Origin of the sequence: Paenibacillus sp. RC73, from assembly GCF_044908085.1 — a bacterium.
GTDB lineage: Bacteria > Bacillota > Bacilli > Paenibacillales > Paenibacillaceae > Paenibacillus > Paenibacillus terrae_A.
Window position 1 is genome coordinate 158209 of record NZ_JBIYCV010000006.1, and the last position, 18859, is coordinate 177067.

The 18859-nt window shown below is 46.4% G+C and carries 15 protein-coding genes; 6 read left to right on the top strand and 9 right to left on the bottom strand.

Going from position 1 to position 18859, the window contains the following annotated elements; translation table 11 throughout:
• The first annotated feature begins 101 nt into the window (after nt 1–101).
• Together ABH897_RS16005 and ABH897_RS16010 are read left to right on the top strand one after the other, a co-directional pair.
• Nucleotides 102–443 carry a tail fiber protein gene (locus ABH897_RS16005; RefSeq protein ID WP_283654555.1) on the top strand — a complete coding sequence of 114 codons (342 nt, stop codon included), beginning with the start codon at nt 102–104 and terminating at the stop codon, nt 441–443.
• Nucleotides 444–489: 46 nt separating this feature from the next.
• Nucleotides 490–4392: an immunoglobulin-like domain-containing protein gene (locus ABH897_RS16010; protein ID WP_404592380.1), complete on the top strand. Its 3903-nt coding sequence runs from the start codon at nt 490–492 to the stop codon at nt 4390–4392.
• Between the two features lie 107 nt (nt 4393–4499).
• Here the strand turns inward: ABH897_RS16010 and ABH897_RS16015 are convergent, their stop codons facing one another.
• Nucleotides 4500–5546 carry a 2,3-butanediol dehydrogenase gene (locus tag ABH897_RS16015; RefSeq protein WP_283654553.1) on the bottom strand — a complete coding sequence of 349 codons (1047 nt, stop codon included), beginning with the start codon at nt 5544–5546 and terminating at the stop codon, nt 4500–4502.
• Nucleotides 5547–5672: 126 nt separating this feature from the next.
• Here ABH897_RS16015 and ABH897_RS16020 point away from each other — a divergent pair, with 126 nt between their 5' ends.
• Nucleotides 5673–6590, top strand: coding sequence for a LysR family transcriptional regulator (locus ABH897_RS16020; protein ID WP_283654552.1), 918 nt, complete (start codon nt 5673–5675; stop codon nt 6588–6590).
• 150 nt (nt 6591–6740) lie between these two features.
• Nucleotides 6741–8210 (top strand): exosporium glycoprotein BclB-related protein, encoded by a 1470-nt coding sequence (locus ABH897_RS16025; protein WP_404592381.1) that lies wholly within the window; start codon nt 6741–6743, stop codon nt 8208–8210.
• 58 nt (nt 8211–8268) lie between these two features.
• Here the strand turns inward: ABH897_RS16025 and nirD are convergent, their stop codons facing one another.
• Together nirD and nirB are read right to left on the bottom strand one after the other, a co-directional pair.
• Nucleotides 8269–8589: a nitrite reductase small subunit NirD gene (gene nirD, locus ABH897_RS16030; RefSeq protein ID WP_404581175.1), complete on the bottom strand. Its 321-nt coding sequence runs from the start codon at nt 8587–8589 to the stop codon at nt 8269–8271.
• A gap of 41 nt (nt 8590–8630) precedes the next feature.
• A complete protein-coding gene (gene nirB, locus ABH897_RS16035; protein ID WP_404592382.1) occupies nt 8631–11060 on the bottom strand; it encodes a nitrite reductase large subunit NirB in 2430 nt (809 codons plus the stop codon).
• 324 nt (nt 11061–11384) lie between these two features.
• Between nirB and ABH897_RS16040 the strand changes: the two genes are divergently transcribed.
• On the top strand, nt 11385–11957 hold the full coding sequence (locus ABH897_RS16040) for a TetR/AcrR family transcriptional regulator (RefSeq protein WP_283654548.1): 573 nt from the start codon (nt 11385–11387) through the stop codon (nt 11955–11957).
• Nucleotides 11958–12002: 45 nt separating this feature from the next.
• The gene (locus ABH897_RS16045) at nt 12003–12353 is read left to right on the top strand and encodes an Asp23/Gls24 family envelope stress response protein (RefSeq protein ID WP_404581173.1); all 351 of its coding nucleotides are present in this window, start codon (nt 12003–12005) and stop codon (nt 12351–12353) included.
• Nucleotides 12354–12444: 91 nt separating this feature from the next.
• Here ABH897_RS16045 and ABH897_RS16050 read toward each other — a convergent pair whose 3' ends face one another.
• The 6 genes from ABH897_RS16050 to ABH897_RS16075 all read right to left on the bottom strand — a co-directional run bounded on the left by ABH897_RS16050 (nt 12445) and on the right by ABH897_RS16075 (nt 18654).
• Nucleotides 12445–13116: a DUF4867 family protein gene (locus ABH897_RS16050; protein WP_404581172.1), complete on the bottom strand. Its 672-nt coding sequence runs from the start codon at nt 13114–13116 to the stop codon at nt 12445–12447.
• On the bottom strand, nt 13113–14969 hold the full coding sequence (locus tag ABH897_RS16055) for a beta-glucoside-specific PTS transporter subunit IIABC (protein ID WP_283654545.1): 1857 nt from the start codon (nt 14967–14969) through the stop codon (nt 13113–13115). The genes ABH897_RS16050 and ABH897_RS16055 overlap by 4 nt, the downstream gene beginning before the upstream one ends.
• 140 nt (nt 14970–15109) lie before the next feature.
• Nucleotides 15110–16069, bottom strand: a complete 960-nt coding sequence (locus ABH897_RS16060) for a DUF7916 family protein (RefSeq protein ID WP_283654544.1) — start codon at nt 16067–16069, stop codon at nt 15110–15112.
• 44 nt (nt 16070–16113) lie between these two features.
• Nucleotides 16114–16563, bottom strand: a complete 450-nt coding sequence (gene rpiB, locus ABH897_RS16065) for a ribose 5-phosphate isomerase B (RefSeq protein WP_283654543.1) — start codon at nt 16561–16563, stop codon at nt 16114–16116.
• Nucleotides 16564–16582: 19 nt separating this feature from the next.
• Nucleotides 16583–17239 carry a ribulose-phosphate 3-epimerase gene (rpe, locus tag ABH897_RS16070; protein WP_404592383.1) on the bottom strand — a complete coding sequence of 219 codons (657 nt, stop codon included), beginning with the start codon at nt 17237–17239 and terminating at the stop codon, nt 16583–16585.
• Nucleotides 17240–17643: 404 nt separating this feature from the next.
• The gene (locus ABH897_RS16075) at nt 17644–18654 is read right to left on the bottom strand and encodes a LacI family DNA-binding transcriptional regulator (RefSeq protein WP_283654541.1); all 1011 of its coding nucleotides are present in this window, start codon (nt 18652–18654) and stop codon (nt 17644–17646) included.
• Nucleotides 18655–18859: the final 205 nt, after the last annotated feature.

Here is an 18859-nt window from a genome sequence, read left to right on the forward strand (position 1 = left end):
AAAAGCCAAAATTCATGATAGTATCATTTCAGTCCGTGACTAATCTCACAAATTCGTTGGATTTGTTGTCCATTATTTGAATCTGAAAAGGGGTTGTAGGTATGAAGAAACATTTTTGGAAAAAAGCAGCTGTATTGAGTTTGTTAGCGGTCATTTTGTTAGGGGGAACGGCCATCAGTCCCAAACAGGCACACGCAGGGTATGAGCCTTATATTGGGGAAGTTACGATGTATCCTTACATGTTCGCTCCTAGGGGATGGTTAAAATGCGAGGGTCAGCTCTTGAGCATTAGTCAGAATACTGCATTATTCAGTCTGCTGGGCACTAATTTTGGCGGCGATGGAATGAACACATTTGCATTACCCGACTTGCGCGGGGCTTCCCCAATGCCGAATGTAGACTACTATATCGCAACCGAAGGGGTGTACCCATCCCGCCCTTAATGAATGTGTTCATCGATGGGCTAATTAATGAAGAAGAGGTGATGGCGTGCTCGAAGGCAATAACTTCACACGCAACAAATTGAAACCCTATCGCTTGCTGGTTCCATTGCTGCCTTTCCTCGGCGGAGCAGCTTTGCTCATTGGGACGAATGAAGCCAATGCTGCTGGTTGGGAAAATGTAGTACTTAACAAACCAGCCACATCAAGCGGCTATAGTCAGCCATATGAACCCGGCAAAGCAGTCGACGGTTCCTATGAACCGACAAGTCGCTGGTATCAAGCAAGCAACGGTGAAAAATGGATTCAGGTAGATCTGAGAGACTGGTATATCGTAGATCGATATGGTGTAGCAGGTATGGGAATCCTTTATGGGTGGCAAGATCAACGTGATCCATATAGTTTCCGATTGCAAACGAGCAGTGACGGAAGTAATTGGGTGACTGTTGATGCCGTTCAGAATAATGGGAGCTCTAATTTTGAAAAGAGCATTGCTCCTGTAACTACACGGTACTTGCGATTATATATTGATCAAGGAAATGCGAGAAACAATCAATGGGCTTCCATCATGGAATTCGCAGCTTATGGGGAGCGATTCCCCGTTCCACAGGCTCCGGGTCATTTTACAGGAACCAAAAATGGAAATACAGTGGAGTTAAGCTGGGATGCCGTTCCTTATGCAACTTCATACAAAGTCATACGAGATAGTGTGACGCTCTATACAGGTAACTTAACCCAATTCATAGACACTTCAGCATTGCCGCCAGGTGAAGCCCTTTACACTGTTCAGGCTGTAAATGCTAAGGGGGAGAGCACTCCCTCAGAGGTTAAAGTGAACATACTTACCGATGCCGAGAGAGTTGCACAGGCAAAAGCCGCTCTTGCTTTAGGCTTCGCACCTGGAGATACAGCTGATTTGGTATCCCAAAAGCTGACGCTGCCACTCGCTGGGTTGAATGATACGACAGTGGGCTGGAGTTCAGATACCCCTGATGTCATCACCAATGAGGGGGCTGTCACACGCCCGCGCTACGATTCGGGTGATCGGAAAGTAAAGCTGACCGCGACGATTACAAAGGGAACTGCTTCGGATACCCAAACTTTTGAGGTTACCGTATTGAAGGTAGCCGCACAAGATACACTGGATCAGGCAGCAGATAGCCTGTCACTGGGCGATTTGTCTGCGGTGAAAGAAAATTTGTCTCTTCCTCTGTCCGGCTATGGTGGTGGCCAGATCGAATGGTCCTCTGCCAATCCACTTGTTATCGCACCAGATGGAACACTTAGCAGACCCTCCTATATTAATGGAAATACAGATGTTACCCTGACGGCTGTCCTGCATCTCGAAGGCTTAACGAAAACAAAGAATTTCACTGCACATGTGCTCAGTCTGCCGATGAACGATATTGAAGCCGTAAACGCAGCTTACACGGCACTTGATGTACCTGTAACCACCGTAACCGGGGACGTATATTTGCCGAAAGAAGGTTTGAACGGCGTTCAGGTGTCATGGACTTCGAATCACCCCGAGTTCCTGGATCACACCGGTCATGTCACGTTCCCGAGCTATGTACAGGGTGATCAGACTATTACGCTGGAAGCTGTTCTGGCAAGAGGCGGAGCGGAGCTTCGCAAAACATTTAGCCTGCTCGTGCCTTCACTGCCCGTAAGCGCTGATGAAGCTGTGAATTTGGCAGCAGATACTCTGAAACTGGATTACCCGCAGGGGATTAAGGATTCCATCACTCTGCCCAATGCAGGAGCATTTGACACACGTATTGATTGGTCCTCGGATCAACCGGACGTTCTCAGCAACACGGGTCAGGTGAATCGGCCGAAGTTTATAGACGGTGATGTAAATGTACAATTAATAGCAACTATATCCAAAGGCCCAACCTCTGTACAAAGAACATTCATAATCACAGTATTGAAGGCGTTACCGAATACACCCTATGTACGTTTGAACGGCAACAACCCGATCATTCTGGAAGCTGGCAGCACCTTCACCGATCCGGGAGCCAGCGTGCTGGACAGCGTATATGGTAATATTCTGGTATCGGATCTGTCAGGTATCGGCAACGTGGATACGAATGCGCCTAGTGTATATGTATTGAACTATGCTTATAGCGATCAATCTGGTTGGTCGGCTGAGCCAGCCGAACGTCACATAAACGTGCTCCCCCGTGCTATTGAAGCCGCAGCAGGCAATGACGCTACCGCCTCGGTGATCGTTACAGGCGCTTGGCCGGGCGCACGGCTTGAACTGTACAATGCCCAGCAGGAGCTGATTGCGCAAGGAACCGCTTCTGGAGAAGGGAAATATGTATTTACACCTGTTCCTGAAGGAGTCAGCTACTACGTGCTACAGATCGTGAATAGTATGGAAAGTGCTCCCTCCAGATTAGTGTATGCACAGGGATTAACCGCCCAACGTGTAGCCGATTCCATCACAAGCCTGGCAGCACCTGCCGCCAGTAATACCCTGCTCAAGCTGCCTGCTGTGCCCGAGGGCTTCCGCCTGACCATCAGCAGTAGTAGCCAGCCGGATATTATCCGTACAGATGGAGCTATCTTCCCGGCAGCAACCCAAACGACGGTTGCTGTAATACTGGAGGTCACCAAGGTAAGCGACGGTTCTCACGCCCTGACACAACAAATCGAAGTAACCGTTCCTGCTAAGGTCATTGTAGACACGGGCAATTCTAATAAAAAAGACCGAGACGAGGACTACAACAACTCTCTTATTCAACTGCAACCCGGATTTTCCGAACAGGGAAAAGCCATCATCTATACTCCTTCTGCGGCGTTTCTGGATGGACAAATCACTCAGGCCCGCATGGAAGGCAAGGCTTACGCAGATATACAACTAGAGCAGGAAAAGGATACCAGCCGTGTTGTTCTTCCCTATTCTTCGCTGAATAAATGGGATAAAGTCGGGGCCGCGGTCATATCCCAATATGGAACACTGATGCTATCCAGTGATGCCTTAACCCGTATGTTCTCGGGTCAGCAGGACGTTGCATTGTCATTCCAGCAGGCAGATGCACAGCGTACACAGCAGATCCGCGATTGGGCCGGACAACAATCCAATCTGAAGCTGATCGGTGCGTCTGTGGAAATCAAGGCTAACGTTACAGGCACATCGCATATCGTTCTGCCACTGGATGCCGAATCCATCCGTGAATTGCAGGGCAAAGAACCCCAGTTTTCTATTCTCGTTATTCATGACAATGGAGAGCAGGAGATTCTGAAAGGTACGGCAGTGAGGGATTCCAAAGGAAATCTGTCGGCTGTGGGTTTCGATACGACCCGGTTTAGTACCTTTGCGATTGCTGTCTCTACTGATACAAAGTCTCCATCCGATAATACAAACGCTCAGGACAGCACAACAAATTCAGCGGATTCGCAAGACACAGCTCCGGTATGGCCGGATGTCCAAGGCCATTGGGCGGCGAAGTCCCTGCAATCGCTGGCAGCCAAAGGCTGGATACAAGGCTACAAAGATGGCAACATGCGTCCAGAGCGTGCGGTAAGCCGCGCAGAATTTGTATCCATACTGACCCGAGCGTTGGGAACCACTGTACATGAGAGTGTGTCTACCTCATTTACAGATATGAATGGGCACTGGGCTGCATCAGCCGTGGATGCCGCTCATCGCCAGGGATGGATCGAAGGGTTAAATGCTCAGACATTCGGCCCCGATGAACGTCTTACCCGTGAACAGGCGATGGTGATCCTGTCACATGCGATAGCGGATAAGGCATCGGCTTCAGGCACGGCCAAATTGCAATCCTATAAGGATGAGCAGCAGATCGCTTCCTGGGCTTCCTCCGCCTTCGAAAAGGCTGTTTCCTCCGGTTGGATCAGCGGATATCCTGATGGAACGCTCAAACCAAAGGCAGCTATCAGCCGAGGCGAAATGGCTGAACTGCTGGTACGTATTTTCAAATAAGACTGATTAAGTACCTAATGAATTTAGATATATTAGTGGAGTATAAGCCAATACAGCGCGGTTTCCGAGTTATTCGGAGACCGCGCTTTGTTTATGAATGATATGGACTAACCTTGCGTATCAATTAAGATTTTAGATTGACGCTTGTCTGAAATTAAAAGCTCCAAACCATCCTCTACGATACGATCCAGCGTTATTTTTTGAGTAATGACCTTCTTAATATCCAGTCTGCCTGCCGCAATCATAGCAATGACTTCAGGGAAGATATGCCGATAGGCGATTGAGGTTCGAATGGATACTTCTTTGATCAGGATGCTGTTCACATCCAAAGTCACCGGTTTCGCGTATGCTGCGACAACGACCAATTGTCCTCCTTTTTTCAGCACCTCCAACCCGCTCGTAAACGTAGCCTGTACGCCTGCCGCTTCATAAGCAATATCAACCCCGTATTCATGCAAGGAGAGTATTTGGGCAGTCACATCTTCATTGGCACTGTTAATCACAACGGTTGCCCCTACCTCAAGTGCCTTCTCCAGTCTTTCCGAGGAAATATCCACGGCTATAATTTCCGCAGCACCCGCCGATTTGGCGGCAATAATCGTTAGAATACCGATGGGGCCGGCTCCAAAGACAACCACGCTATTCCCGATCTTCAACTGACTTTCCCGAACGGCATGAACTGCTACAGCAGTTGGCTCAATAAGGGCTCCTTCCTCAAGAGACACGGAGTCAGGAAGCTTATGCGCCTGATGCGCTTCAACCAGAGCGAACTCAGCAAAGCCTCCGTCACCTTGAAGACCTATAAATCCGAAATTATTTGCCAGGTTATACTTCCCTTGCTGTACATAATAATCATCCTGTGAGTACACAATCGGCTCAACCGCCACCCGATCTCCGGGCAAAAGATGGGCTACGCCTTCTCCCACCTCAGTAATCACTCCAGCAAATTCGTGCCCCAGCACCAGTGGAAGTCCGCGCTTGGTAAGAGGATGTGGTGTTTCAGATACACCTACCCCGTGATGATACGCATGGAGATCACTTCCACAAATTCCGGCCCATTCAACTTTGACCTTGACCTTGCCAGGCTGTATGCCAGGCTCTTGGACCTCTTCAACACGTACATCCTTGGTTCCATAAATTACGGCTGCTTTCATGATGTCACTCCTTTAAGCGCTTTCAAATTTTATGTCATTGTTATTTTACTCTTCTTGAGAAGTTAATTAAAATTAATTATAATTACTTTTAATTAAGTAACACTTATATGTGGGGTGAATGTTGTTTTGAACTTGGAACAATTAACTTATGTTGTAGAGGTCGATAAAGTAAAATCACTCTCCGAGGCAGCTCTACGTCTGCATGTGTCTCAATCCGCCATCAGTCAGGCCATAACCGCTCTCGAAAAAGAACTTGGACTCAAGCTGTTCATCCGTTCAAGATCCGGTACAACCTCCACGGAAGAAGGCCAGCTATTTATTAAGAAAGCTTTTGAAGCAACGAAAATCATTCAAGAAATGCTGCTGGAATCGGAAAATCGGAAGCACGCCTTAAGTGGTTTACTGCGTTTGGGCACTATGCCTGCGGAAATGGCGACACTGGTCAACGTTATTGTCTCACTAAAGAAGGAGCATCCGGAAGTTCACATTGAGATCACGGAGCAAGGCTCTCTAAAGACCCTTCAACTGGTGCGGCAAGGTAAAATTGATCTGGGCATGATTGCTCTACCCGAGGATTTACTACAGCAGGAGGCTCTACCCTTCGATACTCTCTACCAAGGCAAAATGATGGTTGTTGCCGGACGGAACTCTCCGCTGGCTTCACAGAAATCTATTACCCCTGAGGAAATGAGAGCCTATTCCTTTGTTTTATATAAGGATGACTATATCGATATGTTTATCAGAGACTTTACCGAGCAGTTTGGTGACGTGAATATTTTGTTCAAGACGAACTCGGATAGTGCAATTCAGAGCGCTATATTAGAAGGACTGGCTATTTCGATAGGTCACGATTATTCCTTTCAAAAGGCGACCATGGAGCGGGGCCAATCCGTCCATCTATTGGAAATTGAGCGCTTTGCGCAGCAGCCTGTTCATTTTGGTTGGATCAGATCGGCTAACAGCTCGCGTTCCGCAATTAACGAATATTTTATACAGCGTTACAAGTTGGAAGCCCGGTTTGGAAATACAGAAAATCGATATTAAAGCTTATGTACAAGCCTCCAATAATAATTCTTGTGTGGTGATTCACCCTTTTCGCTTCAGTAAATATATTGTTAATATCTGCGAAACGGGGCGATGATCCACCTGTCACCTCTACAGTAGGGAGAAATGTGAAGGAGGAGATATTTGAACATGAAACACAGAAAACCGTTCAGGTTCAGTGGTGCTTCAAAAAAAGACGAGGACTGCAAACCACCTAAAATTAGCAGAGAAACGGAAGAACTTCTCAAACTGATTAAGGAATTAGTCGCCATCATCCCGCTCGTTTTCGCAAACCCGTCTGTGGCTAATGTAACTTCATTGCAACAGATTTTACAGCGATTATTAGCTCTCGCAAATAAATTGAGACTTAGAGGCTCGGCTAAGACAGATTTATTAGCGGCGTTGGAACTGGCTATCGTGGCGTCGGAAGCCACTCTTTTCTCCCCGATCGGTGTTGGAACGACACTGCAACAACTGCTGGAAGTCTTATTGTCTATTATTTTGCAGGAACCCCTTGATCCTGCTCTTAAAGACAGTTTGATCAGTGCAATCAGAAATGCCGAAACGGCTATCAGTATTGCGTTGGGTGGCACGGCAGGAACCCCCGGTCCACAAGGGCCCGCTGGGCCTGCTGGTCCGGGCGGTGCTCCAGGACCTGTCGGTGGACCAGGGCCGGTGGGTGCGGCAGGACCAGCAGGTCCAGTTGGACCTGCTGGTCCTGTCGGACCTGTCGGGGCTGCCGGACCTGTTGGAGCCGCCGGACCTATCGGCGCCGCTGGGCCAGTAGGCGCCGCCGGGGCTGCTGGAGCCACCGGGGCTACAGGCGCGGCAGGACCTGCCGGGGGTGCTACCGGGGCCACGGGCGCCGTTGGAGCCACAGGCGCTACGGGCGCAGCGGGGGTCGCTGGGGCTACAGGAACTACGGGCACGGCGGGCGCTGTCGGAGCTACCGGGGCCACGGGCACGGCGGGGGCCATTGGAGCTACCGGGGCCACAGGCACGGCGGGGGCCGTCGGAGCTACCGGGGCCACAGGCACGGCGGGCGCTGTCGGAGCTACCGGGGCCACGGGTACAGCAGGGGTTACTGGAGCCACCGGTTCGGGGGCAATCATTCCATTTGCTTCGGGTGGACCAGCAATTTTGACAACCATTGTCGGCGGGCTGGTTGGAACCACAAGTTTGATCGGCTTCGGAAGCTCGGCAACAGGCATTAGCCTTGTGGGTGGAACCATTGACCTGACAGGCACACTTGCAGGGCCACTGATTAACTTTGCTTTTTCTGTACCACGGGATGGCGTAATTACATCCATCGCTGGATATTTCAGTACAACAGCTGCGCTAACTCTCGTTGGATCAACCGCGACGATTACTGCCCAGTTGTTTAGTTCGACTACACCTGATAACACCTTTACAGCGGTCCCTGGGGCTACCGTTACATTAGCTCCACCACTGACTGGCATCATTGCCTTGGGTACCATTTCCAATGGCATCACTACCGGATTGGCTATACCAGTAACCGCGCAGACTCGTCTGCTCCTTGTCTTCTCTGCAACAGCTACGGGACTCTCCCTCGTAAACACCGTCGTGGGTTATGCGAGCGCAGGCATTACCATCACCTGATCCAAGACGAAAAGGGCTCAGCAGGACTTGTTCCTGCCGAGCCCTTTTCTTATTTGCATTAAAGTGATATTTTCACTTCTTCTCCATCTTCCCGAATGGTGAATGTTTTAATTTGTCCGTGATCAGGCTCTTGAACGATACCCGTCTCCAAATCAATCTTCCAATCACATAGCGGGTCATAAATGTAATGACCGGATACCATCGCTTCGGTAAGCGGCCCCCCTTTAGGATGCGGGCTGGAATTTTCAACAGCGTAAAGCTTGTTCTCCGAAGTGCGGAAAACTGCGATTTCGTTATCATCCAACCGGATCGTCCGCCCAATTCTATTTGGAAAATCCTTACTGTGACCGACGATAAGCCACTCAGCATGTTTGATCATTCGCTTGATTGCTCCCTTCTCCAGGCATGATTTAAATACATTCACACAACAGACGGTGTAACTACTTCAAATAAATTTTTGCGCGAATCGGCATCGTTGATGATCTTTCTCCATGGGTCTTCAACCTGTTGCAGTGCAAATTCGATCCGTTCTATTAAAGCTTTGCGATGATCTACATCGTGAACGACAGCCTTCCGAATCTCTTCAAGGCCGGTCCGTTCCACCCATTCCGAAGTACGCTCCAGATATTGGCCTGTTTCCCGGTACAGTTGCATCACGCTTCCCACAATCTCAATCAGTTCATCGTCCGTTTTCACTTTGCAGAGCGAATCAGCCAACCGCGCTTTTATACCACCGTTTCCACCGATAAAAATCTCCCAGCCTCCATCATTGCCCACAATCCCGATATCCTTTGTACATGATTCCGCACAGTTGCGCGGACATCCGTTGACCGCTAATTTAAATTTTGCCGGAAAATCCAATCTTTCAAATTTCCGTTCCAGCAATTCTCCCATTCCCATAGAATCCTGTGTACCAAAACGGCAAAATTGTGATCCAACACAGGTTTTAACTGTACGAAGGGATTTGGCATAGGCATATCCCGACGGCATATCGAGTTCTTCCCACACTTTAGGCAAATCCTCTTTACGGACACCAATCAAATCCAGCCGCTGTCCTCCTGTTACTTTAACTACTTTAACGTTGTATTTAAGAGAAACATCAGCTATTTTCTTCAAATCCTCCGGAGTTGTTACACCACCGTACATTCTTGGCACAACTGTAAATGTTCCATCCTTTTGAATATTCGCGTGCAGTCGCTCGTTCACAAACCGGGAATCTTCCTCATTTTCATAGGTATCCGGGTTAATCATTCCCAAATAATAATTCAGCGCCGGGCGGCATTTGGAGCATCCTTCATCATTCTGCCAACCTAGTACATTCATAACTTCACGTGTCGTTGTAAGCCCCTTGGTTTTGATAGCAGCAACAATTTCATCCCGGCTCCATGTTGTGCAGCCACATATTCCTTGCTTGGCAGCCGTCTTGAAGCTGTCTCCAAGAACATACTGGAGAATTTGTTCAACGACCGGCTTGCACCCTCCGCAGGACCGCGTTGCCCCGGTACATGCCTTAATTTCGTCGACTGTGGTCAATCCATTTTCATGGATCGCATCAACAATCGCCTTTTTAGTCACACCGTTGCAGCCGCAGACAATTTCGTCATCAGCCATCGTTTCAGCGGATAAGGTTTTAGCCCCGTCTTTACTGCATCCGGTACCCATGAGTTGTCCATATATCTCATCTGTCATCAACGTTTGCTGCCGCACATATTTTTGAAGGCTGGCGGATTCGCTCACATCTCCGAACAGTACAGTTCCGACAATCCTGTTTTCATGAAGCAGTATTTTTTTGTAAGTGCGCTTCCACTCATCCTTGGCTACAATCACCGTATGCTCAGAAGCAGTTATGAATTCACCAGCCGAGAAAACATCCACTCCTGAAATTTTGAGCTTGGTGGAAACCACCGATCCCATATAGCCTTCGGTATCCGCACCTGCCAAATGTTTGGCAATTACACTTCCCTGTTCGAACAGCGGAGCAACCAGGCCGTAACAGATCCCGCGGTGTTCAACACACTCCCCTACAGCATATACATCCGGCATGGAGGTCCTCATCCAATCATCGACCACAATTCCACGGTTCGTTTCCATACCACTTTGCACAGCCACCTGAATATTAGGCTTAATCCCAACGGCCATAACGACCAAATCCGCTGCCAGTTCGCTTCCGTCCGAAAACCGCAGTCCCTGTACCCGATCTTGACCGTACACCTCTGCAGTTTGCATTTGCATAGCAAACTTGATCCCCTGACGTTCTAGTTCTGCCCTCAGCATCGTAGAAGCTTCCGGGTCCAGCTGACGCTCCATCAGATCCTCCATCAAATGAATGACCGTTACGTCCATGCCGAGATTGACCAAGCCTTTAGCCGCTTCCAGTCCCAACAGCCCTCCACCAATGACTGCTGCCTTTTTATAAGTTTTCGCCGCCTCAAGCATTGCCGAGCAATCGGCGATATCTCGAAAACCGATGACGCCTGGTAACTCTTTTCCCGGAATAGGCAAGATAAACGATTGAGAGCCAGTAGCCACCAAAGCTACATCGTAATCAATTTCAAGTCCGTCCTCAGTGTGAATCCTCTTTCTTTCTCCGTCGATGCTTCGCACCGTTTTCCCAGTATATAAAGTAATACCTTGGTCCTCGTACCATTGCAAATCGTTCAGAATGATGTCCTCAATGGTTTTACTCCCTTCCAAAACATAAGAGAGCATGATCCTGTTATAGTTCGGATGGGGCTCATTTCCAAGGACCGTAATTTCATATTTATCCGTTAATTTTAGAATTTGTTCGACCGTATTGATACCAGCCATCCCGTTCCCTATAACAACAAGCTTCTGTTTACTGTTTGCCATATGCCGGTTCCTCCATTCATTCGACGACATTGCCTGCGTTCTTATGAATATTGCTTATGCTTCTATTCTAATGTCGGGAGTTGCGTTATGTGTGATTACAATCACAATATAATTAAAACCTTAAATGTTGAGGGATTTCCCTATTCGGATTCAAGGGATTAAGGTAAGAAACTGAAATTGAAATTGAAATTGAGTTATTATGATGATTTTTGAAAAGTGGATGCTCCTATTTGACTCTTCTCAATATTTGATTTAAAATTCAATTAAATGATACAAAAAACTATCAATTAATAATATATGATATCAAATAAATAAGGAGTTCCCATGAAGAAAGACATGACAACGATCAAGCAAGTGAGGCTTAACAGCCTTTTGGATGTAGCTACCATGCTACTTATTGAAAAGCCAAACGCCTCCATGAATGAGATTGCTGATTATGCAGGAATTGGTATTGCCACATTGCATCGATATGTTGAAAGCAGAGAGCAACTGATGATTTATCTGGGATTTCGGGCCATCGAAGTCGTAAGTGAAACCATGAAAGGGATTTCCTTGGACGAGGAAAACTATGAAAATTACATTCCAGAGTTGATTGAGACACTTATTCCGTTAGGAGACAAAATTTATTTTCTTGCTCATGATGCATCCGTCAACTTCAACAAGGAAATTGAAGGAGCGGATCAGAAGCTAAGGGAACCCATCCTGCATGTGATTGAAATATTGCAACAAAAGGGTTATTTTCACCCGCATGTCGATAAAGATTGGATCATGAATGTCCTCTACTCGCTGCTATTCCTAACATGGCAGCAAGTAAGGAACGGCAATATTGCGAAAAATTCTGCGGCGGCACTGGTTGTAAATACTTTTTACCATGGATTCAAAGCAACTGATTACTGATCACACTGGATTATGAAGAGGCGAACCACGCGAGGAGGAATCTACATGTTAATTCAAAACGTATTGGGGAGTATTGCGATTTCCAAAGATGCTATTTCTAAAATCATTGGCAAGACAGCAACGGCAACAATGGGAATTGCATCGATGTCAACAGGAGTCGTCGAAGGAATCACTAACAAGTTAAGTGGGAAAAGCCTGCAAAATGGCATTGAGCTTCATGTGACAGAATCAGGACTGGATGTCGATTTAAGCATTGTCGTTCATTACGGGACAAGAATGTACGATGTAGGCAGAGAATTACAGAAGAATGTTCGGGAAGCCATTGAGAAATATACGGGCCTATCCATTGGCATGATAAACGTCAAAGTACAAGGGATATCCCTATCCGTTAAATAATCGACAAAGAAACCGTCCTCTGGAAGAATGGAACTACCATTCAACATGCTCCGGAAGCGGTTTCTTTGCTTAATGAATTATTGACTTTGACTCAAATTGATGAAATATTCAGCAGCTTGCCGTGCAGCCCGGGATGAACCCCGACCGCGATTTTTTCCGTCTGTGTACTATGAACCATAAGAAATTTGTTTTTCTTCGTAAGCAATGGATTCCCCCGGCTGCTTTCTCCAGATACAAGCGGCATATTAGTTCCTTCCGGGAGAAGCACTATTGTCAAATACCCTTCACTGTCAACTTTGCAAGGAGCATAATGAAGTGTCGTAGAATATAGCTCGACCACCGTGTTTTTGGGTTGGAAAAAAGCCTGAACATTTCCGCTGCCAAAGGAATTATTTTCAATGTCCTGCACTCTGCCGACAAGGTGAATACAGTCCGTCGCGGCAATCACCACCTCGCTGCCCTGATGATATTCCAGCCCGGTCAGGCCCGTATTCTGCCCTGTGCAAAAGCCAGCCTGAATCGGGAGTTGGCCGTATACCTCATCTTGAATCTGACGAATTACGCCAAAGGCTTCGAGTTCTGCCACCGAGGGTACATAATGATTTCCCTGATTGGGAACGCTAGTGGTTTCTTTTGCATACTTGGTGAGCTCTGCGGTATTAAAATGAGTCAGCAGCCTCCCATACGTACGGAACGCTTTACTCATTACCTCATAAATGACCAAAGGTGCATTGACTTGATTTAGTCTTTCAATAGTCTTCATAGCTTGACCTCCAGCAATGAATCTCCCGTGTGTACTCGGTTATTTCCCAGCATCTTAACATCCGAGTATTCAGCTGTATTGGTCACAATAATCGGTGTAGTAATGTCATAGCCCAGAGCTTTAATTTCCTCAATATCGAACTCGACCAGCAATTGACCTTTGGTTACCCGATCACCCTCAGCGATATGCGTTTTAAAATGTAGTCCTTTCAATTTGACGGTGTCCATGCCGATGTGAACCAGAATCTCTGTTCCTCCATCCGACACAATGCCAATCGCATGGCCTGTACGGAAGGCATTAGCTATCGTTCCGTTGAATGGCGAGAGCAGCTTGCCCTCCTCAGGTACAATAGCAACGCCTTTACCCATGGCTCCCGTGGAGAACACTTCATCAGATATCTCGGATAACGGTTTGACGACACCTGTCAGCGGGCTGGAAATGGTCTCATTCGTCAGCACAGGAGCTGGTTCAGTTTCTTTTTTCTCTTCATGGACTGCAACCATTTCTTTTTCCATGGAATCATTAAATCCAAAGAAATATGTGGTAATGGCTGTGAATACATAAGCTACCGTAATAGCAATTACGAATCCGGCGAATCCTGTACCGAAGAAAATCGGCAGGGATGCCAAGCCCGGGATACCTGGAGCAATGGCCACGGAACCCGAAGCACCCGTGATCGCCCCGGCGATAGCACCACCGATAATAGCCCATACGAATGGTTTTTTGTAGCGAATACTAATCCCGTAGATGATCGGTTCCGTGATGCCGAACAAACCGGTTATTGCCGCAGGGCCTGCAATCGCTTTAACTTTTGGATTTCTAGTTTTAAGGAATACACCCAGTGCCGCACCTGCTTGTGCAAAGTTAGAAGGTGCCATTAATGGTTTCATGGTATCATAACCGTATACCGCAATGTTATTGTACATAATAGGCACAAACGCCCAGTGAAGACCCATAACTACCAGCAGCTGCCACCCAGCACCCAAAATGATTCCTGCTACAATCGGACTCAAATTATATAAGAAAGTGTAACCCTTAGCCAGTCCCAAGCTCGCATATATTCCAATCGGTCCAACCGCGATCAGAGTCAAGGGAACAATGACCATAAGACAGATAAGTGGCGTTATAAAGTTTTTCACGCTATCATGAATAACTCTATTCAGGAATTTCTCCAGAATGGATAGTAACCAAACCGCGATAATCACTGGAATAACCGAAGAAGTATAACTCATAAGAACAACAGGAATATTGAAGAACGTAATATCCGCTTTATCGTTATACAAAGTAATAATATTCGGGTATACCAGAGCTCCCGCTAATGCAAGCGCTACAAATGTATTCGCTCCAAACTTTCTCGAAGAAGTGACTGCAATCGCCAGCGGCAGGAAATAAAAGATACTGTCTGCAGCAGCGAACCAGATCGAATAGACACCACCTGTTTTGGTGAGCCATCCCAACGAGGCAAGCATTAATAAAAGCCCTTTCAAGATCCCGGAAGCTGCTAGTGCCCCCAAAAATGGTGTGAAAATACCGGAAATAATGTCCACCGTTTTGTTGAACCAGTTGCCTTCAGGAGCAGCGGCTGCATCCGATTTGTCGTCATCTCCAATGCTGCTGATCTTTAAAATTTCTTTATATACGTCGCCTACCGTATTTCCAATGACCACTTGATATTGTCCACCGTTTTCAACAACTGTAATAACTCCGGGAATATTTTGTGTCTGGTTCTTGTCGGCCTGATCCTTGTTTTTTAATTTAAATCTCAACCGAGTGGCACAATGCACCAAGCTAGAGACATTTCCTTCTCCGCCAACGGACGCTAAAATGTCTTTTGCCAGTTTTTCATTGGACATGCTGCTCGCTCCTTTAATCCTCATTTGGCATATTTCTATGAAAGTAAACGTTTACATAAATGGTAGTAATCCAAAGACTCTACGCGCACTCCAAGGAGTACAAAAAGAATATAGAGTCTTTAAATTACACGGGTCAATCGTTACCGGCTTCTCCCTACCATTCTCTTGATTGTATGTCTGCGTCCTTTAATGGATAGTGCAAGCTGGTATACGTTCTCAGGAAGAGGTGTTCCGGCATAACCACCATCTCCAATAGCATGGATATCCGCCCCCGTCTGCTTCATCATGAGTGCGATTAAGGCAATCGTTTGAACATCTGCCCCTTCAACCGAACTGTTCAGGAAAGAAAGAGCAAGAGTTCCGGGTTTATACGAATGGACAAACTCTACACACTGTCTGACATGCTCTACTGTAATGCCATGTCTGGAGCCAGGTGCAGGCAACGTAATAACATCAGCACCAGAATCGATCAAATCCTTGATAATATCATTGGAAGGTCGCTTGCTCAGCGGATCGCCCAGCACCTTCTCGATGGTGCCGTCTTCCCATTTTCCGGCGCAGATTAAGATTCTATCCCCTAGCGTTTCTTTTGCCAGCTTGGTAGCCTCAATGATTCGTTCAAAGGTTGTACCTGCAGAAGGGTTTCCTCCAAGTACGATAAAATCGGCTCCGATCTCCAAGGCACGCAGGAAGTTCTCTCTGGAAGCGACTCTGCCTTCTTTTGCCTCTACATATTGCTCTCCCGCAACCTGTGCATCAGGGCTTGGACACTCAAAATAAATACCAAGCGGAACTCCAGCCCATTCCTTGATTTGCTTCAGGCTGTACGGCTTCTCAGCCAGCTTACCATGCTTCATTTCACGCAATCCGATATTGGATTCTTCCTTGATCATATCAAAGCCGTTCAGCATAACCATATCTGCGCCGTAGGCAGCCTGGATTTCTGCATTAGTGACACCATCAACCAAACCGGTGTTTATCATTACAAGATGTTGTCCCATAATGACGCGTCCTTCTGAAGCCAGGATGGACTCTTTCAAATCTGCTGCATTAAATTTCATAATGTCACTCTTTGTGCTCGCGATTAATCTTTTAGCCATTGTAATCTCCTCCATATCATTTATGTTTTATAAGCAGTTGTTGATCAGCACAAATGCTGTTCCTCGATGTCGGATATCATCTTGATGCGGTCGCCATGGCGCCCTCCTTCAAACTCAGCCTCCAGCCATGATTTCACAATCATTTTCGCCAATTCGCTTCCGACGACACGCGCACCAAATGCAAGAACATTCGTATTGTTGTGCTGCTTGGACAACTGTGCCGAATAAGGCTCACTGCATACCACAGCCCGAATTCCCTTCACTTTGTTGGCCGAGATGGATATCCCCACACCTGTGCCACAAATCAGGATACCTGCGTCAGCCTGCTTTCCGACTACAGCCTCGGCAACAAGCTTCCCATACTTCGGATAGTCGGTTCTTTCCGAATTTTCCGGCCCGTAGTCAATGACCTCATGACCCAGTTCATTAACATAAGCCGAAATAATCGCTTTAAGCTCTACAGCCACATGGTCGCTCCCAATGGCAATTTTCATGGCTCTATTCCTCCCCAAATTAGATATTTTTTAATCTGTTAATGATGGTTTTGTAGGGTTCATCTTTGCCGAACAGAGTGGATGTCCCCAAAACAAATCCTTCAACGCCGTAGCTTGCCAGTTCGTTGATCTTCTCTTCGGAGATCGCACCGTCTACCACGATTGTATAATTCAGTCCTTTTTCAAGCTTGTATGCGTGTAGTGCTATGATCTTGTCGTTCACGAAGGATAAATATTTTTGACCCGCAAAGCCGGGATTTACGGTCATGACCAACACATAATCGATCATGCCAAGCAAAGGTTCAACCGCAGCAAGGGCGGTTCCCGGATTAAGAGCGATCCCTGCCTTTTTTCCCTTGCCAACTATTCGGTCAATTGTGCGTGTCGGGTGCATATCAGCCTCCGGATGAAAATAAATGATGTCCGCACCCTTATCAGCAAACAAATCAATATAGGCGGAAGGGTTGTCGATCATCAAATGTACATCTACTGTTTTTTGGGTTTGCTTACAGATATACTCCAAATCCTGAAGCCCCATTCCGAAATTAGGAACAAATCTACCATCCATAATATCAATGTGATAAATATCCACATTCGCTTCTTCCAGTGCGTTTACTTCATGCTCCAATGACCTGAAATTAGCGCACATCATGGAAGGACATAATAGCATACTCATTAATACTCACCCTTTTCAAGAAATTTGAGTAAACGATTACTCAAATCTCATAATATATTTTACAATTTCCACAAAACTCATTAGAATGTTTTTTTTGCCCTTTGGTAATGAGAAAAATAGTTGAGATAACGTTTACTCATTGAAAATAATAGCAACAGTTATGGATTGAAATCCATCACGCGTTGCTTTCTTTCACGTATTATTGATTTCTGTACTCGTTTGAGTAAACGATTACATTCGACGTAATTAAAGTATCATTTAATGATACTGTTGTCAAACATTTTTTTGTCGGATCTTGCACGGGAAAAGAATAACGTGGTAGAACCATCTTACACTATGTGAGATAGAACATACCTTACGTTACCTCTCCCGTGGCTAATCCAAGATGTTATCTGAACACGAAATCAGGTGGTACTGCGTTGTATCAAGCGTACCGGGACGGAATAATGCTGCTCCTGTTCCAGCCTTTCTCCACTCAGCATACGAAGCAGCGTATTGCAGGCTTGATCTGCAAGTGTTTCTTTATCCTGTTCAATTGTAGTCAACGGTGGATTGCAGTATTGGGAAATTGTATCATTATCAAAACCTACTATTTTGACTTCACCGGGAACCTGTACTCCGTGTTTCTGTAACGCCAGCAATCCGCCCAGAGCTAGCCAGTCATTGGTAGCAAAAATGCCGTCAAACCGGAGTTTTTTTTCCAAGACGCGCTCAATAGCAGCCTGTGCGGCTTCCAAAGTAGGCCCATCATTACGAACTGCAACCAAGCGGTCCTCAGATGGAGATAGTCCATGCTTTTGCAGAGCATCTTTGTAGCCGTGTAGACGCTCATTAACAGAGGAAAGATTGTTTTGCTTGGTCAGCAGTAAAATATCCTTGCAGCCTTTGTCAATCAGCTCCTCTGTCGCCAGAAATCCACCCTCATAATGATTGGACTCGATAAAAGCTACATTCGTATTAATCTTCGGTCGACGGTCAATGCATACAATGGGAATGGGCCGTTTAAGCAATTCTGCGGAAAGCTCCTCCTGTCCCGAAATACAGATCAGGCCATCTACCATTTTCCCATCCAAAGTTTTCAGATATTCTCGTTCCTTCTCCGCATCCTTGGCAGTATTACATATAATGGTAGAGTACCCTTGTTTGAAAAAGAAGCTCTCCGTTTTTTGTACAATGACCGAAAAAAATTCATTATTAATATCCGGCACTAAAACGCCAATCGTCTGCGATTTACTCATCCGCAGGCTTTTGGCGACACTATTGGTCTCATATTGATACTTTTGGATTACTTCATTAACCTTCTGTCGTGTTTCCTCAGAGAAGCGACCATTCTCGTTAATAACACGGGAAACCGTTGCTACAGAAACCCCGCTCAATCTGGCAATATCTTTTATTGACACCTGATTTTTTTTCATATTATTTCCCTCAAATAATTATTTTGAGTAATCGTTTTCCTGATTGGAGATTAACATAGTCTTACTATTCATGTCAACTGACGAAGTAGCGTAGAACGAGGTTTCCGCAAAGTATGAGGAGATAGCAAGTCATCAGACAGTTTAATGAGTAAATAAATCCTTTACAAGGAATACTTTATGGACAACCTGCTATTCTACGGGGAAA

What these genes read in the sequence shown, in the direction of transcription:
- rpe (WP_404592383.1), bottom strand. Translation starts at nt 17,239, where the DNA reads ATGAGTATGCTATTATGTCCTTCCATGATGTGCGCTAATTTCAGGTCA.
- ABH897_RS16045 (WP_404581173.1), top strand. Translation starts at nt 12,003, where the DNA reads ATGTTAATTCAAAACGTATTGGGGAGTATTGCGATTTCCAAAGATGCT.
- nirD (WP_404581175.1), bottom strand. Translation starts at nt 8,589, where the DNA reads ATGATCAAACATGCTGAGTGGCTTATCGTCGGTCACAGTAAGGATTTT.
- ABH897_RS16075 (WP_283654541.1), bottom strand. Translation starts at nt 18,654, where the DNA reads ATGAAAAAAAATCAGGTGTCAATAAAAGATATTGCCAGATTGAGCGGG.
- ABH897_RS16005 (WP_283654555.1), top strand. Translation starts at nt 102, where the DNA reads ATGAAGAAACATTTTTGGAAAAAAGCAGCTGTATTGAGTTTGTTAGCG.
- ABH897_RS16040 (WP_283654548.1), top strand. Translation starts at nt 11,385, where the DNA reads ATGAAGAAAGACATGACAACGATCAAGCAAGTGAGGCTTAACAGCCTT.
- ABH897_RS16050 (WP_404581172.1), bottom strand. Translation starts at nt 13,116, where the DNA reads ATGAAGACTATTGAAAGACTAAATCAAGTCAATGCACCTTTGGTCATT.
- ABH897_RS16015 (WP_283654553.1), bottom strand. Translation starts at nt 5,546, where the DNA reads ATGAAAGCAGCCGTAATTTATGGAACCAAGGATGTACGTGTTGAAGAG.
- ABH897_RS16060 (WP_283654544.1), bottom strand. Translation starts at nt 16,069, where the DNA reads ATGGCTAAAAGATTAATCGCGAGCACAAAGAGTGACATTATGAAATTT.
- ABH897_RS16025 (WP_404592381.1), top strand. Translation starts at nt 6,741, where the DNA reads ATGAAACACAGAAAACCGTTCAGGTTCAGTGGTGCTTCAAAAAAAGAC.
- nirB (WP_404592382.1), bottom strand. Translation starts at nt 11,060, where the DNA reads ATGGCAAACAGTAAACAGAAGCTTGTTGTTATAGGGAACGGGATGGCT.
- ABH897_RS16055 (WP_283654545.1), bottom strand. Translation starts at nt 14,969, where the DNA reads ATGTCCAATGAAAAACTGGCAAAAGACATTTTAGCGTCCGTTGGCGGA.
- rpiB (WP_283654543.1), bottom strand. Translation starts at nt 16,563, where the DNA reads ATGAAAATTGCCATTGGGAGCGACCATGTGGCTGTAGAGCTTAAAGCG.